The sequence below is a fragment of the Devosia sp. ZW T5_3 genome (genome assembly GCF_044987315.1).
Classification (GTDB): domain Bacteria; phylum Pseudomonadota; class Alphaproteobacteria; order Rhizobiales; family Devosiaceae; genus Devosia.
The window spans coordinates 78,226-93,957 of sequence record NZ_JBJDRE010000016.1 but is presented as its reverse complement, the minus strand read 5'-3'; the positions used below and the strand labels follow the sequence as shown (position 1 = coordinate 93,957).

Annotated in this window: 12 protein-coding genes; 7 read left to right on the top strand and 5 right to left on the bottom strand. The window is 63.5% G+C overall.

Translation table 11 applies throughout. The features are described 5' to 3' along the window. Positions 1 to 6 precede the first annotated feature (6 nt). Together ACI3KW_RS18800 and ACI3KW_RS18795 are read left to right on the top strand one after the other, a co-directional pair. Complete coding sequence (locus ACI3KW_RS18800) at positions 7 to 1,371, top strand: ammonium transporter (protein WP_404849360.1); 1,365 nt, start codon at positions 7 to 9, stop codon at positions 1,369 to 1,371. Between the two features lie 523 nt (positions 1,372 to 1,894). After that, positions 1,895 to 4,630 carry a DNA translocase FtsK 4TM domain-containing protein gene (locus ACI3KW_RS18795; RefSeq protein WP_404849359.1) on the top strand — a complete coding sequence of 912 codons (2,736 nt, stop codon included), beginning with the start codon at positions 1,895 to 1,897 and terminating at the stop codon, positions 4,628 to 4,630. 221 nt (positions 4,631 to 4,851) lie between these two features. Here ACI3KW_RS18795 and ACI3KW_RS18790 read toward each other — a convergent pair whose 3' ends face one another. Continuing rightward, on the bottom strand, positions 4,852 to 5,157 hold the full coding sequence (locus ACI3KW_RS18790; RefSeq protein ID WP_404849358.1) for a hypothetical protein: 306 nt from the start codon (positions 5,155 to 5,157) through the stop codon (positions 4,852 to 4,854). A 127-nt stretch (positions 5,158 to 5,284) separates the two neighbouring features. Between ACI3KW_RS18790 and ACI3KW_RS18785 the strand changes: the two genes are divergently transcribed. The 4 genes from ACI3KW_RS18785 to ACI3KW_RS18770 all read left to right on the top strand — a co-directional run bounded on the left by ACI3KW_RS18785 (position 5,285) and on the right by ACI3KW_RS18770 (position 7,693). After that, positions 5,285 to 5,917, top strand: a complete 633-nt coding sequence (locus ACI3KW_RS18785) for an outer membrane lipoprotein carrier protein LolA (protein ID WP_262170610.1) — start codon at positions 5,285 to 5,287, stop codon at positions 5,915 to 5,917. Positions 5,918 to 6,007: 90 nt separating this feature from the next. Further along, positions 6,008 to 6,403 (top strand): hypothetical protein, encoded by a 396-nt coding sequence (locus ACI3KW_RS18780; RefSeq protein ID WP_404849357.1) that lies wholly within the window; start codon positions 6,008 to 6,010, stop codon positions 6,401 to 6,403. Between the two features lie 102 nt (positions 6,404 to 6,505). Next, on the top strand, positions 6,506 to 7,201 hold the full coding sequence (locus ACI3KW_RS18775) for a L,D-transpeptidase (RefSeq protein WP_404849356.1): 696 nt from the start codon (positions 6,506 to 6,508) through the stop codon (positions 7,199 to 7,201). A 96-nt stretch (positions 7,202 to 7,297) separates the two neighbouring features. Beyond that, a complete protein-coding gene (locus tag ACI3KW_RS18770; protein WP_404849355.1) occupies positions 7,298 to 7,693 on the top strand; it encodes an ester cyclase in 396 nt (131 codons plus the stop codon). A 59-nt stretch (positions 7,694 to 7,752) separates the two neighbouring features. On the opposite strand, the gene ACI3KW_RS18765 is transcribed toward ACI3KW_RS18770, so the two are convergent. From ACI3KW_RS18765 to ACI3KW_RS18755, 3 genes are all read right to left on the bottom strand, one after another. Beyond that, positions 7,753 to 10,293, bottom strand: a complete 2,541-nt coding sequence (locus ACI3KW_RS18765; protein ID WP_404849354.1) for a transglycosylase domain-containing protein — start codon at positions 10,291 to 10,293, stop codon at positions 7,753 to 7,755. 258 nt (positions 10,294 to 10,551) lie between these two features. After that, positions 10,552 to 11,574, bottom strand: coding sequence for an LLM class flavin-dependent oxidoreductase (locus ACI3KW_RS18760; RefSeq protein ID WP_404849353.1), 1,023 nt, complete (start codon positions 11,572 to 11,574; stop codon positions 10,552 to 10,554). Between the two features lie 106 nt (positions 11,575 to 11,680). Next, positions 11,681 to 12,205 (bottom strand): GNAT family N-acetyltransferase, encoded by a 525-nt coding sequence (locus ACI3KW_RS18755; RefSeq protein WP_404849352.1) that lies wholly within the window; start codon positions 12,203 to 12,205, stop codon positions 11,681 to 11,683. 120 nt (positions 12,206 to 12,325) lie between these two features. On the opposite strand from ACI3KW_RS18755, the gene ACI3KW_RS18750 reads away from it, so the two are divergent. Then, positions 12,326 to 13,216, top strand: a complete 891-nt coding sequence (locus tag ACI3KW_RS18750) for a DMT family transporter (RefSeq protein ID WP_404849351.1) — start codon at positions 12,326 to 12,328, stop codon at positions 13,214 to 13,216. Positions 13,217 to 13,220: 4 nt separating this feature from the next. On the opposite strand, the gene gyrB is transcribed toward ACI3KW_RS18750, so the two are convergent. Continuing rightward, a complete protein-coding gene (gyrB, locus tag ACI3KW_RS18745) occupies positions 13,221 to 15,647 on the bottom strand; it encodes a DNA topoisomerase (ATP-hydrolyzing) subunit B (RefSeq protein WP_404849350.1) in 2,427 nt (808 codons plus the stop codon). Positions 15,648 to 15,732 lie beyond the last annotated feature (85 nt).

The window sequence follows — 15,732 nt, the reverse complement described above, 5'->3', positions numbered from 1 at the left end:
AACAAGATGAAGATGTCAAAAGTTTTGGGGAGTGCTGCAATCGCCTCCCTGCTGCTGGCGCTGCCGGCATTTGCGCAGGACGCTGCCGCGCCAGCAGCCGAGGCGGCCGCTGAAGTGACTGCCGTCGTCGACAAGGGCGACGTGGCCTGGATGCTGGTGTCCACCATGGTCGTCATCGTCATGACCATTCCGGGCTTGGCCCTGTTCTATGGCGGCCTGGTGCGCGCCAAGAATATCCTCTCCGTGCTGACCCAGGTGTTCCTCGGCTTCTCGATGATCGCCATTCTGTGGGTCGCCTATGGCTATTCGCTGGCTTTCGCCGGCCCGACCGAAGGGGGCCTGTCGGCTTTCGTCGGCGACTTCTCCAAATTCTTCCTCTCGGGCGTCACCCTTGATTCTCGCGCCGCGACCTTCTCGGCCGGGTTCGAGCTGCCCGAAATGGTCTTTGTGGTCTTCCAGCTGACCTTTGCCTGCATCACCTCGACCCTCATCGTGGGCGGTATCGCCGAACGCATGAAGTTCGGCGCGCTGATGGCGTTCCTGGCCATCTGGTTCACCTTCTCCTATATCCCGATGGCCCATATGGTCTGGTCGGGCCCCGGCCTGCTGTTCGGCATGGGCGCCTATGACTTTGCCGGCGGCACCGTGGTTCACATCAATTCCGGTGTGGCCGCGCTCGTTGCTGCCATCGTGCTCGGGCCGCGCCTGGGCTACATGAAGGAGCCGATCGCTCCGCACAATCTGGTCCTCACCTATATCGGTGCCGGCCTGCTGTGGTTCGGCTGGTTCGGCTTCAATGCCGGCTCCAATCTCGAAGCCAATGCCCTGACCGCCGTTGCCCTGATCAACACCGTGCTGGCTCCTGCCGCTGCGGCTCTGGCCTGGGCTATCGGCGAAAAGGTTACCCGCGGCCATGCTTCGGCCCTGGGTGCTGTCTCGGGTGCCGTTGCCGGCCTCGTCGCGATCACCCCCGCTGCCGGTTTTGCCGGTGTCGGCGGCGCCATCGTGCTGGGTGTGGTTGCCGGTTTCGTCTGCCTGTGGGCGGTCGTCAACCTCAAGCCGATGCTCAAGTATGACGATAGCCTCGATGTGTTCGGCATCCACGGCGTCGGCGGCATTGTCGGCGCCCTGGGCACCGCCATTGTCGCCAATCCCGGCTTCGGCGGCTATCCGCTGGACGGCTATGAAATGGGCGCCCAGTTCATGGTCCAGCTCACCGGCGTGATCATCGCCATCGTCTGGTCCGGTGTCGTGGCCCTGGTCGCCATGCTCATCGTCAAGGCGATCTTCGGTGGCGCCCGCGTCTCCGAATCGAGCGAAAGCGATGGCCTGGATCTGTCGAGCCACGGCGAGCGCGCCTACAACTCGTAAGAGCGACTTCACCCGGCGGCGCCCTCCGCCGCCGGGTTTCTACCGGTGACCAAAAAAATTGATCGCGGCGTGCGGCTCGTGTCCCTCTTGGCCCGCCACAGAGGCTTCCCACTCGCAAACTGCACGGGCTGCACACCACGATCAATTGCTTCCCCCTTCGTTCTCCCTCCCTGGACGATTGCGGCGACCTGGCCCGCCCCTCGTGGCGGGCCTTTTCTTTTTTTGCCCGATCCATCTTTCATCACCGATCCACATCCCATCACCGGCTCTCCCTCGGGCCCGACCCGAGGGCCTCTCGCCACTTGTGCCGAGCTGAGGGTGGCCCTCGGGTCAGGCCCGAGGGAGAACCGTGGGCGGGGGAGCGTCGGTGATAGATGGAGAGCGGTAGGTGGCGGGATCACAGCCCGCTCCCCTTCACCCAAATGCCCATCCCCGTCCCCATGGTTAGCCTTGGGTTAACCCGGTCCCGCTAGCATGAGCACAATTGGGCCCGGTCAATTCCGGGCAGTATTGAGTTTGCTCCATGCCCAGCCATCCCGCACCAGTGCTCGACGAAATCCGATCCCTGCCGCAGCGCGGCACGCGCAGCGGGGCCAAGGCCATGCCGGCGCCGCCGCCCGCTTTGTCGATTCGCATTCCCATGCGGCTGGTCGGCTTCGTGCTGCTCGGTCTCGTCGCGATCTGCCTTGCTGCGCTCGCGTCCTGGTCGGTGGATGACCCCAGTTTCTCCTATGCCACGAGCAAGCCGGCGGCCAATTGGCTGGGCTTTCCCGGTTCGGCCATTGCCGACATCCTGTTCCAGACGCTGGGCCTGGCCGCCCTGGTGCTGATGGTGCCGCCCGCGCTCTGGGGCTGGGCCATGGTGCGCCGTCGCGTGCCCACGCATATGGGCCTGCGCCTGATCGGCTGGGTGGGCGCCACGATCCTGGCCACCGGCGTCTTTTCCTTCGTTGCCATGCCCGAAACCTGGCCGCTGCCCACGGGGCTGGGTGGCCTCGTCGGCACCGGCTTCATGACCCTTGCAACCATGATCACCGGCGCCCAGCCGCAGGCGGTCACCTCGGCGCTGTTCGCCATCATTATTTCGGCCCCGGCTCTGGCGCTGTTCTGGATCGGCATGGGCCTCGGCAGCACCGTCTCGACCGCGCCGCGCAAGGCGCAAGCCGCCGCTGCCGGGCGCAAATCCAGTGCTGCTCCGGTTGAGGCCGATGACGAGCCGGAAACCAACCCGATCGTCGATATCGCCCTGGGCGCCATGGTCCATATGGGCTATTCGCTCCGCACCGCCTTCCGCCGCGCCCGCGCCAGCCATGCCGAAAAGCGCGCTGCCGATGCCGCGCCCTGGCGTGATGATGATCTCGAGCCCAGTCTTGATGGCCGCGCCCCTGTCGTCGCTCCGCGTGGCGAGCCCTCCTTCGATGGTCCGCAGCGCCGCATCCATTCGCCCAGCACCCCGCAGGTCGAGCCGGGCTTTGCTGCGCCGGGCGATGTCTCGCCCCGCATTAATGCGCGGCCCAGCTATGACGACACCGAAGTCGACTATCCCGATGAGCCCGATGAGGATTCCATTCCCTTCGTGCCCGATGCGCCGCTGCCGCCGTCGGTGGTCAATCACCGCCAGCAGGGCGATTCCCGCTTCCACCCGGCCGATCCGACCAAGCCACGCGTCACTGCGCCCGCGCCGCGTCCCGTGCCGGGCAATCGCATGGCCCGTGAAGCGCAAAGCTCGTTCCTCGACGAGCCCGGCGGGTTTGAACTGCCGCCGCTGAGCCTGCTCGCCGAGCCGCGCCACAAGGGCCCCTCGCCCGAGCATGCGCCCGAGCGGCTGGAGGAAATGGCCCGCCAGCTCGAAGGCGTGCTGGAAGATTTCGGCGTCAAGGGCGACATCATCAATGTCCGCCCCGGTCCCGTCGTGACCCTGTTCGAACTCGAACCCGCGCCAGGCATCAAATCGAGCCGCGTCATTTCGCTGGCCGACGATATTGCCCGCTCAATGTCCGCCATTTCCGCCCGTGTCGCCGTGGTGCCGGGCCGCAATGCCATTGGTATCGAGCTGCCCAACCAGAACCGCGAAACCGTCTATTTCCGCGAAATGCTGGCCAGCTCCGATTTCGAGAAGATGAAGGGCAAGCTGCCCATTTGCCTCGGCAAAACCATCGGCGGCGAGCCGGTGATTGCCGACCTCGCGCGTATGCCGCATCTGCTCATCGCCGGCACCACCGGCTCGGGCAAGTCGGTGGGTATCAATACCTTCATTTTGAGCCTGCTCTACCAGATGACGCCCGAGCAGTGCCGCATGATCATGATCGATCCCAAGATGCTGGAACTGAGCATCTATGACGGCATCCCCCATCTGCTGACCCCCGTCGTCACCGACCCGCAAAAAGCGGTGGTGGCGCTCAAATGGGCCGTGCGCGAGATGGAAGATCGCTATCGCAAGATGAGCAAGATCGGCGTGCGCAATATCGACGGCTTCAACCAGCGCGTCAGCGAAGCCGCCGCCGAGGGCAAGGTCATCACCCGCACGGTGCAGACCGGCTTTGACCGCGAAACCGGCGAAGCCATCTTCGAGAGTGAGGAATTCAACCTCGAAGTGCTGCCCTATATCGTGGTGATCGTCGACGAAATGGCCGACCTGATGATGGTGGCGGGCAAGGACATTGAGGGCGCCATCCAGCGCCTCGCCCAGATGGCCCGCGCCGCCGGCATCCATATTATCACCGCCACCCAGCGCCCCTCGGTCGACGTCATTACCGGCACGATCAAGGCCAACTTCCCCACGCGTATTTCGTTCATGGTCACCTCCAAGATCGATTCGCGTACCATTCTGGGCGAGCAGGGCGCCGAACAGCTGCTGGGCAATGGCGACATGCTCTATATGGCCTCCGGCGGCCGCACCAAGCGCCTCCATGGCCCCTTCGTGTCCGACGCAGAAGTGGAAGCCGTGGTTGCCCATCTCAAGAGCCAGGGCACGCCCGATTATCTTGATTCCATCACCGCCGATGACGAAGAAGGCGGCGAATTCGGCGGCGACAGCGATGGCGGCGGCGACGATTATGCCGGCTCGGGCGACGAGCTGTACGACAAGGCCGTCCATATCGTACTGAGCGACAAGAAGGCCTCCACCTCCTATATCCAGCGGCGCCTGGCCATCGGCTATAACAAGGCGGCGACCCTGATCGAACGCATGGAACGTGAAGGCGTCATCAGCCAGGCCAACCATGCCGGCAAGCGCGAGATTTTGGTGGGATCAGACTAGGCTCCAAGCCCCGATCCCCGCTTTTTCGCGTTCGCAAAAAAGCTGACTTCCCTCCCCCTTGAGGGGAGGGATTGAGGGTGGGGGTTCTGAACTCCCCACCGGCATGGCGTTTGTGAAGGCCGCAGAACCCCCACCCCTGCTTTTCGCTAGCGAAAAGCTGAGCCCTCCCTCAAGGGGGAGGGGACTGGATCGGGGCTATCCTTGTCCGAATGCCAAAAAACTCACTTGCAGACGGGTTCACCCACCTCGAGCGCAAATTCCCTTGGGCCCGCCCAGCCTTCGCCGTGGCTATTGGGCACGTCGACGATTTTGACCTCAAGCGTGCAGTTCCCGCCGGTCACCCGATAGAGATCGGGCGCGACGAATTCCACCGCGCCAATGCCGTCAAACCCGAAGGCATCGACCACCGCTGCATCGGCAATGATCGCCTGCAATTCCTTTTGTCGCTGATATTGCGGCGGCAGCGCCGCCAGGGCGGGCAAGGCGGTCATCGCCGCAAACCCCAGTGCAATCGACAAGCGCAGCATTTCATCTCTCCCAAAGCGTCCGCCTGGCATGGTGGATGAACGCTCCGTGAATGCAACCTTCCAGCTGTTGCCGCAATTGTTTTCTAGGTTAGGGTCACCTCACCCTCAGCCAGGAACAGAGATTTTCATGATTCGCCGCGATGCCCTGCTGCTCGGTCTGTCCACCGCCCTTGCCCTGAGCCTGCCCGCCTTTGCGCTTGATCGGGCGCTGAGTGCCGAGGAGCAGCAGCTCATTGCCAATATCAATCAGCACAATTCGGCGATCCGCTCCATGGCGGGCCGGTTCCTGCAGATCGATACCAATGGCGGGCGCACCGAGGGCACCTTCTTCCTCGAGCGCCCCGACAAGGTGCGCTTCCGCTACAACCCGCCCAGCCGGGAGGAAATCGTTTCGGTGGGCCGTGGCTTCTATGTGCTCAACCGCAAGGACGAGACCTATTACGCCTATCCCCAGGACACGATCCCGCTGCGCCAGTTCCTCGGCGACAAGATCGACCTGCTGACCGCCAATGTGGTCAATGTCACCAATTCGGACGGCTATATGTCGATCACCGTGGTCGACCAGACCGTGGCCGGCACCGTGCAGGTGTCGCTGATTTTCGACACCACGACCTTCGATCTGGCGCAGTGGAGCCTGGTCGAGCCCAGCGGGGCCGAACTGACCTTCTCGCTCTATGATGTCGAAAAAGACGTGCAGATCCCGCGCGCCTATTTCTCGATTCCGGCGACCTATAAGGGCGTCGATCCCTCGACGCGATAGACCCACAAGCCCCGACGCGCCTCCCTCCCCTCAAGGGGAGGGGATCGCATCGGCTCTCCGGCTATCACGCCCAAGCCAGGTCACACCTGCGTGACCTCGGTGGATCGCCTGCTCTGCGCCCCCTATAGAACGGCCATGCAGCGCTTTTTGCCTGTCATTGCCGTGCTTTTTACGCTCGCCTCGGTCTGGGGCGGGGCGAGTGGCTATGCCATGGCCTATTCAAGCGATGTGCCCAGCGTGGCGATCACAGCGGCGGATGATGTTTGCTTCGCACCAGCCGCCGAGAGCGATCCGGTGGTGTCCTTCAAGGTCTGCGGCAAGAAGCAGACCGGGATTGTCATGCCCTGCAATGGGCATCCTGGGATTCTGGCGGATGCCTGCGTCGCGCCATTTGACGATGCCAGCGATGAGTATACCAGCCAAGCCGAGCAGTTCACCGCGTCGCGGCTGATCCTCGAACACCTCAAGCCGCCGATAGCGGGCTAGGTCCCGGCGCGTTTGCGCCTTTCTCACCCGCGCTTTTCGCTCGCGAAAAGCTGACCTCTCCTCCAAGCGGCCCGCATTGCGGCCGCCGAAAGACATTTGTTCATGACCCCTTCTGTTCTCACCCCGTCGCTGACGCGGCGGCAATTGCTGGCGGGTGGCGCAAGCCTTGCTGCCTTGGCTCTGGCCGGTTGCACGCCCACCACACCCAATCCGCGCATTGTCGTGCCGGCAGGGCCAATAACCTATGAGGTCACGCCCGAAGCGCTGGCCATGTATGGCCCGCTGCCGGATGAGCAATTCCCCATTCCCGCCGCGCGAGTGGAACTGCTCAATCCAATCTATCGGCGCCAGGAAGTGGCCAATGAGACCGGCGAAGCGCCGGGCACGATCATTGTCGATACGGCCAACCGGTTCCTTTATTGGACGCTGCCGAATGGCCGCGCCATGCGCTATGGCGTGGGGATCGGGCGGGCCGGCTTTGCCTGGGAAGGACGGGCCCATATGGCCTATAAGCGCAAATGGCCGGTCTGGACGCCACCGTCGGACATGATCCTCCGCCAGCCGGAACTCGAAGTCTATCGCCATGGCCAACCGCCCGGTCTGGAGAACGCGCTGGGGCCGCGGGCGCTCTATATCCATCAGGGCAATACGGACACGCTCTATCGCATCCACGGCAATATGGATGTGCTGTCGATCGGGCAGGCCGTGTCGAGCGGCTGCGTGCGGTTGTTGTTTCAGGATGTGATCGATTTGTACGAGCGGGTGCCGTCGGGGGCGCCGATCGTGGTGCTGCAATAGGACAAACGGGATCGCCCAAGGCGATCCCGTTTTCTGTTGAGCCGCGGGCCGGGCGGGTTCAGCATGGCCCCGCGATCGAATGAGCATGGTGCCTTCATGACCAATACAATCCTCACCGATATCTACCGGGGCTATATTGCCTGTCTCAACAGTCAGGATTGGCCGCGGCTGGGGCAGTTCGTTGCCGAGGACGTTCACTACAATGGCGAGCGGATCGGGCTATCAGGATATCGCAGCATGCTGGAGGAGGATTTTCGGGCGATTCCCGATCTGCATTTCCATATCGAGCTGCTGGTGTCCGAGCCGCCGCGTATCGCGAGCCGGCTGCAATTCAACTGCACGCCCAAGGGCATGCTCTTTGGTCTTGCGGTCAATGGCAGGCGCGTCTCGTTCAGCGAGAATGTCTTTTACCAATTTACCGGCGAGCGGATCGCGGCCGTCTGGTCGGTGATCGACAAGGCCGCCATTGCAGCCCAGCTCACCCTGAAATGACAACACCCAGCCCGGCGGAGCCGAGCTGGGTGCAGATTGCGTTGGCCTGACAGGCGGCCCTAATTCCCGAAGATCAGGTCCATCAGCGTGCGCTGCTGTGGCTGTTCGGGCTCCTGGTAGATCACCTGGTCGCCGCCGACCGGCTGGGGCGGGGCGAATTGGCCCTGTTGCTGCTGCTGGGCCGGGGCCGAGGGGACCCAGACCTGCTGGCCGGTGGAGGGATCGACCACCAGCACCATGGGCATGCCGGTATCGGGATCGATCGGCGCGGTGGTGCCGACACCGACCGCAGGACCTTGCTGGAACCCCCCACCCTGCTGCATGGGCATTCCCGTGGCCGGATCGATGGCCTGGGCATTGGGATCGACAACCTGCTGGCCCACCGGCAGGCCGGTCATGGGATCGACCATCTGGCCGGTCTGGATCGGCTGGTTGGATGGCGGCGCCACCGGCTGGCCGGTCTGGGCATCGACATGCTGGACCATGGGCTGGCCGGTCGCCGGATCGATGACCTGTTGGCCGGTGGCTGGATCGACAACAGGCTGCGCCACGGTCTGGCTATTGTCATAGGAGCCGTGCGGGATCTGGGCGATCTGCTTGCCGGCATGGGCCTTGGTCATGAACTCAGACCAGATGACGGCCGGCACGTTACCACCCGACAGGGTCGTCTTGGTGTCATTGTCATTGCCCAGCCAGACGCCGGTGACCATGGCGGCGGTATAGCCGACAAACAGCGCATCGCGGGCATTCTGCGAGGTGCCGGTCTTGCCGCCGAACTGCCAGCCATTGAGATTGGCGCCCTTGCCGGTGCCCACTTCGACTGCGGTTTCCAACATGTCGTTCATTTCGTCGAGCACATTGGGGGCGATCACGCGGCCGGGGCCGGCATCGGACGCCTCGTAGAGCGGCTTGCCGTCCTTGGTCTCGATCTTGGTGATGACATTGGGAATGACGCCCATGCCGCCATTGGCGAAGGGGGCGTAGGCGCCGGTCAATTCGAGCAGGTTCACTTCCTGGGTGCCCAAAGCAATGGAGGGCACGGCGGTGAGGTGGCTGGAAATGCCCATGCGGGTGGCCACATCGACCACGGCCTGGGGCGTGACGTCGATGGCAAGGCGCGCCGCAATGGTATTGAGCGAATAGGCCAGGCCTTGGCGCAGGGTCACGGTGCCGGCATATTTGCCCGAGGCATTGCGCGGGCTCCAGCCATTATATTCGAACTGGGCATCTTCGGCCAAAGTGTCGGGCGTATAGCCCTTTTCCATGGCGGCGAGATACACGAAGGGCTTGAAGGTCGAGCCGGGCTGGCGCTTGGCGGTGACGGCGCGGTTATATTGGCTGGCCTGATAATCCACGCCACCCACCATGGCGCGCACTGTGCCATCGACATCCATGGCGACGAGAGCACCCTGATTGAAGCCACGCTTGGGGCCTTCGGAGGCCACCAATTCCTTGACGATGAACTCGGCGTCCTTCTGCATTTTCCAGTCGATGGTGGTCTGCACCACCACGTCGGTATCGATCTCGCCAATATAGGCGGTCATCAGGCTTTCGACCCAGTCAGCGACATAGGATTCCGAGCCCGCCACGCGGGTGCGCACGGATTGGTTGGGATCGATCTGGGCGGCGGTGGCTTCCTCGCGGGTGATATAGCCTTCCTCAGCCATGGAATTGAGCGTCAGGCGCTGGCGTTCCTTGGCGCGTTCCGGATTGGATTTGGGGTTATAGGCCGAGGGCGCGGGCAGGATGCCGGCCAGCATGGCGGCCTGGCCGAGCGAGAGATTGCGCGCGGAGACGCCGAAATAGGTCTGCGCGGCGGCCTCGATGCCGGTGGCGCCGGCCCCGAAATAGACGCGGTTCATATAGAGTTCGAGAATTTCTTCCTTGGTGAAATTCTGCTCCAGCCACACGGCCAGGATCATTTCCTGGATCTTGCGGCCCAGGGTCTGGTCCGGGGTGAGAAAGAGGTTTTTCGCCACCTGCTGGGTGATGGTGGAGGCGCCACGGGTGACCCCGCGCGCCCGCACGCTTTCGGCGGCCACGGCGAGCAGGCCAATGGGGTCGACGCCGAAATGGCTCATGAAGCGGCGGTCTTCGCTGGCGATGATGGCCGCGGGCACATAATAGGGCAATTCGCGATAGGTGATCGCTTCGCCGCCGGTCTGGCCGCGATTGGAGATCAGGCTCCCGTCAGCCGCGAGAATCCGGATATTGGGCGGACGATCGGGAATGGCCCAGGTGTTGGACGAGGGCAATTGCGCGCCGTAATAGACCACGACGCCGATGACAGCGATGCCGGCCCACAGGCAGAGCACGAAGCCCCAATAGAAAATGCCCATGAGGAAGCCGCCGGTGCGCGAGCGGCGTTTTTTTGGCTTTTTCTCGCGGGCGACCGAGGCTTTGCCGCGGCGGGGTTGCTTGGGCGGCTTGCCCTTGGGATTGGGGGAGGCGCCGCCGGAGCGTTCGTCATCGACAAAAACGCCGACCGCCTTGCCCATGGAGGGCTCGACGCGCTCGCCGCCCTTGGCGCGGCTGGCCGCAGCCGGCTTGCCCTTGGGCTGGGCGCCAACGCGATCATCGGCGGAAATGCGAAAATCCATCAATCGAACCCGAAATAGAAAGAGCCTGAGCCTTGCCTTCTACTCTCATAAGCCATGATGGCAAACAAAGAGGTTAGCAAACCCTAAAGGCGACCAAGCCGTCCGCTGGCGCATCATTCCCGTGCTGATTGACAAGGGGGCGCTTCCTGCGCGGCTACAGCAGCGTTCTCATGGGAAATTGTGGCCGGTTTATGTGAGGATTTCCCGGTTATGCGGCCCCTGTTGCCGGTGGGCAACAAGGGGGCGATCACATTGCGGTCAGCGCCAGCCCAGCGCCGGGGCCACCAGCTTCAAAATCGACTCGATGACATGGGCATTGTATTCGACGCCGAGCTGGTTGGGCACGGTGAGCAGCAGGGTATCGGCTTCGGCAATGGCTTCGTCGGCCGCCAGTTCCTTGATCAGCACATCGGGTTCGGCGGCATAGCCGCGGCCGAACACGGCGCGCTTTTCCGGCTCGATATAGCCAAAACTATCCTCTTCGCGGCCGCCGCCGCCGAAATAGGCGCGGTCGGTGTCATTGACCAAAGCAAAGATCGAGCGGCTGACCGAGACGCGCGGCTCATGGGCATGGCCGGCCTCTTTCCAGGCGGCGCGATAGGCGCGGATCTGCTCGGCCTGCTGGATATGGAAGGGCTTGCCGCTTTCATCGAATTTGAGCGTCGAGCTTTGCAGATGCATGCCCAGCTTGGCCGCCCAGATGGCGGTGGCGTCGGTCGCGGCGCCCCACCAGATGCGCTGGCGCAGGCCCTCGGAAAACGGCTCGAGCCGCAGCTTGCCGGGCGGATTGGGGAACATGGGGCGCGGATTGGGCTCGGCAAAGCCGTGGCCCTTGAGCACTTCGAGCAGGACTTCAGTCTGGCTGCGGGCCATATCGGCGTCGGTCTGGCCCTCGACGGGGGCATAGCCGAAATAGCGCCAGCCATCGATCACCTGCTCGGGCGAGCCGCGGCTGATGCCCAATTGCAGGCGGCCGCCGGCGATCAGATCGGTCGCGCCGGCATCCTCGGCCATGTAAAGCGGGTTTTCGTAGCGCATATCGATGACGGCGGTGCCGATCTCGATGGTTTTGGTCCGGGCGCCGATGGCCGCCAGGAGCGGGAAAGGCGAGGCCAACTGGCGGGCGAAATGATGCACGCGAAAATAGGCGCCATCGGCCCCCAATTCCTCGGCAGCGACTGCCAGATCGATCGATTGCAGCAGCGCATCGCCCGCCGTGCGGGTGCCGGACTGCGGCGAGGGCGACCAATGGCCGAAGGACAGAAAACCGATCTTTTTCATGGCGGGACCCGTGTGCTTGGCCCCATTGGCGGGGCCTTCGCTAGATATGTCGCCGCTGGCGCGGGAAAAAGCCAGATGGGGAGAACGCATTGTTCAGGACGCGGCTCTAAGCCAATGCGATCCAATAGAGCCGTTTGGTGGGATCGGCGGGTGAGTGCCCGCTGAACACACCGCCCTGGCTTTCGATCACGCGGCGTGAGCCGGTATTGCTCTCGTTACAGGTGAGGAGGGCGCGCTCAAGGCCGAGGTCGCGGGCGAGGATAAGCGCCTGCCGCAGGATTTCGGAGGCGTGGCCGCGCCGGCGGTGCGCGCGCAAGATACCAAAGCCGATATGGCCGCCATTGGTTCGCAATTGATCGTTAAGCGCGTGGCGCAGCGACAGGCGGCCGACGATTTTGCCGTCGACTTCGGCGAGGAGGAAGGTTTCGGGCACAGCGCCTGCCAGATTTCGCCCCTGGCGGCGCTCTTCGAGGCCCGCCAGATAATCGGCAAACGAGCTTGCCGTGTCGAGGCCAAAGGCGAAAGTGAAACCTTCTGCGGCCAGTTCGCACGTCGCCGAGCGGACCGCAGCTTCGTCTTCAAGCGCGACAGGCCGCAGCCGCAATGGGCTTGTTTCGTCGATCTTTTTCATGAAACACGCCATGGATTCGAGTGCCGGCAATGGTCGGCAGGAGCCAGCATAGCCGGGTTCTGCGGCGCAAAGCCAGTGGCTGGGCCGTTGATGACAATGACCCGATCGGGGCGTAGGCTGATGACCCGCCGTGCAATGGGCTGCATCATGCTTCGACTTGCCGGGCTGACATTGATTGCCATCCTCGCCTTCGCTGCCAATTCCGTGCTGGCCCGACTGGCGCTGGCGGGCGGCATGACCGATGCGGGGCTCTATACCGGGGTGCGCCTGCTTTCGGGGGCGTTGGTACTGGCCGGCCTGATCCTGCTGCGCCGGCACGGCTTGCGGCCGGTGCTGGCGGCCGGAAGCTGGGTGGGAACAGGGGGATTGTGCGCCTATGCCTTGGCGTTTTCCTACGCCTATATCGCCTTGGGTGCCGGGACGGGGGCGCTGATCCTGTTTGCCAGCGTGCAGTTCACCATGCTGGGGTGGAGCGTCCACAAGGGGGAAATGCCCGGACCGGCGGAATGGCTGGGTATCGGGGTGGCGCTGCTGGCCTTTGGCTTTCTGGTCTGGCCGGGGCTCACCGCGCCTGACCCCGTGGCAGCCGGGCTGATGATGCTGGCGGGCATAAGCTGGGCCGTCTATTCCTTGGTCGGCCGCGGCTCGAGCAGCCCGCTGCTCGACACGGCCGGAAACTTCCTGCGCAGTGCGCCGCTGGCACTATTGCTGATCGGGCTGGGCCCGCTGCATCCGCTGGGGGATTGGCGAAGCCTAGTATGGGCGGTGCTGTCGGGTGCCGTGGCCTCAGGCCTGGGCTATGCCGTGTGGTACGCGGCCCTGCCGGGCCTGCAACGCAAGCAGGCGGCAATCGTGCAATTGAGCGTTCCGGCCCTGGCCGCCATTGGCGGCGTGGCTTTCCTGGGCGAAACCCCAACGGCCCGGCTGCTGATCTGCAGTCTGGCCATTCTGGGCGGCGTATTGCTGGCCATAATCGCCGGTGAGCGGCGGCGCCGGATCGCCGCCGCCTAAGTCATCAGACGTCCAGATTGCTCACGCTGAGCGCGTTGTCCTGGATGAAGTCACGGCGGGGTTCGACGAGGTCGCCCATGAGGGCGGTGAAGATGGCGTCGGCTTCGGTGGTTTCGTTGATTTCCACCTTGAGCAGGGTGCGGGCATTGGGGTCGAGCGTGGTTTCCCAGAGCTGGGAGGCGTTCATTTCGCCCAGGCCCTTGTAGCGCTGCAGCGATACGCCCTTGCGGCCCGCATCGGTGACGGCTTTGAAGAGGCTCGATGGTCCGAAAATCTGGATGGTTTCGCCCTTGCGGGTCAGCGTCGGCACGCCGCCATAGATTTCGTCGAGCCGTTCGGCCAGCTGGCGCAGCTTGCGCGCGTCGGCGCTTTGCAGCAGGGCCTTGTCGAGCTGGTGGGTTTCGGCGACGCCGCGCACGGTGCGCGAAAAGGCCAGGCCCTCTTCATCGGTGATGACGCCCGACCAGCCGCGTTCCAGCTCGTCCGAGATGCGGTCGAGCCGGTTGGCGATACGGTCCATGGTGCCGCTGATGCGGCTCGGATCGTTCAGGCCCTCGGGATCGAGCCCGCCGACAATGGCGGCCTGTTCGACCAGACTACGATTGTAGCGGGTGTTGAGGTTGTTGATGGCGCCCACAATGTTGCGCGCCTGCTGCACGATGGCTTGCAGGTCCGCGCCCGCATGCTGGTGGCCGTCGCGCGTGGTGAACACGGCTTCGTCGAGCCCAGCCTCGATCAGATAATCGTTGAGGGCGTCCTCGTCCTTCAAATATTGCTCGGACTTGCCGCGCATGGCTTTGTAGAGCGGGGGCTGGGCGATGTAGATATGGCCGCGCTCCAGCAATTCGGGCGTCTGTCGATAAAAGAAGGTGAGCAGCAGGGTGCGGATATGGGCGCCGTCCACGTCGGCGTCGGTCATGATGATGATCTTGTGGTAGCGCAGCTTGTCGGCATTGAACTCTTCGCGGCCAATGCCGGTGCCAAGCGCGGTGATCAGCGTGCCGACCTGGTCGGAGGAGATCATGCGATCAAACCGGGCGCGTTCCACATTGAGGATCTTGCCGCGCAGCGGCAGCACGGCCTGATTGGAGCGGTCGCGCCCCTGCTTGGCCGAGCCACCGGCCGAGTCGCCCTCGACGATGAAGATTTCGGACTTGGCAGGATCGCGTTCCTGGCAATCGGCGAGCTTGCCGGGCAGGGACGAGATTTCCAGCGCCCCCTTGCGGCGGGTCAGTTCGCGCGCCTTGCGGGCGGCTTCGCGGGCGGCGGCGGCTTCGGCCACCTTGCCGACAATGATCTTGGCCTCGTTGGGATGTTCCTCGAACCACTGGCCCAGCTTTTCGTTGACGATGTTCTCAACGACGGGGCGCACTTCGGAGGAGACCAGCTTGTCCTTGGTCTGCGACGAAAACTTGGGATCGGGCACTTTGACCGACAGCACGCAGGTCAGGCCCTCGCGCGTGTCATCGCCGGTGACCGAGACCTTTTCCTTTTTGGAAATGCCCGAGCTTTCGGCATAGCCGACCACCTGGCGCGTCAAGGCTCCGCGCAGGCCGGCCAGGTGCGTGCCGCCATCGCGCTGGGGGATGTTGTTGGTGAAGCAGAGCACGTTTTCGTGGTAGCTGTCGTTCCACTGCAGCGCCACTTCGACGGTGATGCCGTCCTTTTCCGATATCATCGTGATCGGACGATCGATGACGGCCTGCTTGGACTTGTCGAGGTAATTGACGAAGGCTTCGAGCCCCCCCTCATAGAACAGGTCGATCTCGACCGGCTCGGGGTGGCGGCGATCGGCGAGCAGGATATGCACGCCCGAATTGAGGAAGGCCAGCTCGCGCAGGCGATGTTCGAGCGTCTTGAAATCGAAGTCGATCATGGTGAAGGTGTCGGACGAGGGCATGAAGCTGACCTCGGTGCCGTTGCGCCCTTCATAGGTGCCGGTGACCTTGAGCGGTGCGTCGGCATTGCCATGGGTGAAGCTCATCTCATGGATCTGGCCGCCGCTGCGGATTTTGAGCTTGAGCCAGACCGAGAGCGCGTTCACCACGGACACGCCCACGCCATGGAGGCCCCCCGAAACCTTATAGGAATTCTGGTCGAACTTACCGCCGGCATGCAGCTGGGTCATGATGACCTCGGCCGCTGAGACGCCCTCTTCCTTGTGGATACCCACCGGAATGCCGCGGCCATTATCGGTCACGGTGACCGAGCCATCGGCATTGAGGGTGACCGTCACGAGGTCCGCGTGACCGGCCAGGGCCTCGTCGATGGCGTTGTCGACCACCTCATAGACCATGTGATGCAGGCCCGATCCGTCATCGGTATCCCCGATATACATGCCGGGGCGCTTGCGCACGGCATCGAGCCCTTTGAGCACTTTAATGCTGTCGGCATCATATTCGGTCGGAACGGGAATTTCGCTATCGGTCATGGGGTCCGAATCAGGTCGTTTCAGAGTGAATTAGTTCTAACGGAAGCGGGGTCTATCCCCAAGCAAAATGGCCTTTTTAGGGGCT

Bases quoted from the DNA above. Each gene is read 5' to 3' on its own strand.
- ACI3KW_RS18800 (WP_404849360.1), top strand. From the start codon at position 7: ATGAAGATGTCAAAAGTTTTGGGGAGTGCTGCAATCGCCTCCCTGCTG.
- ACI3KW_RS18795 (WP_404849359.1), top strand. From the start codon at position 1,895: ATGCCCAGCCATCCCGCACCAGTGCTCGACGAAATCCGATCCCTGCCG.
- ACI3KW_RS18790 (WP_404849358.1), bottom strand. From the start codon at position 5,157: ATGCTGCGCTTGTCGATTGCACTGGGGTTTGCGGCGATGACCGCCTTG.
- ACI3KW_RS18785 (WP_262170610.1), top strand. From the start codon at position 5,285: ATGATTCGCCGCGATGCCCTGCTGCTCGGTCTGTCCACCGCCCTTGCC.
- ACI3KW_RS18775 (WP_404849356.1), top strand. From the start codon at position 6,506: ATGACCCCTTCTGTTCTCACCCCGTCGCTGACGCGGCGGCAATTGCTG.
- ACI3KW_RS18770 (WP_404849355.1), top strand. From the start codon at position 7,298: ATGACCAATACAATCCTCACCGATATCTACCGGGGCTATATTGCCTGT.
- ACI3KW_RS18765 (WP_404849354.1), bottom strand. From the start codon at position 10,293: ATGGATTTTCGCATTTCCGCCGATGATCGCGTTGGCGCCCAGCCCAAG.
- ACI3KW_RS18760 (WP_404849353.1), bottom strand. From the start codon at position 11,574: ATGAAAAAGATCGGTTTTCTGTCCTTCGGCCATTGGTCGCCCTCGCCG.
- ACI3KW_RS18755 (WP_404849352.1), bottom strand. From the start codon at position 12,205: ATGAAAAAGATCGACGAAACAAGCCCATTGCGGCTGCGGCCTGTCGCG.
- ACI3KW_RS18750 (WP_404849351.1), top strand. From the start codon at position 12,326: ATGACCCGCCGTGCAATGGGCTGCATCATGCTTCGACTTGCCGGGCTG.
- gyrB (WP_404849350.1), bottom strand. From the start codon at position 15,647: ATGACCGATAGCGAAATTCCCGTTCCGACCGAATATGATGCCGACAGC.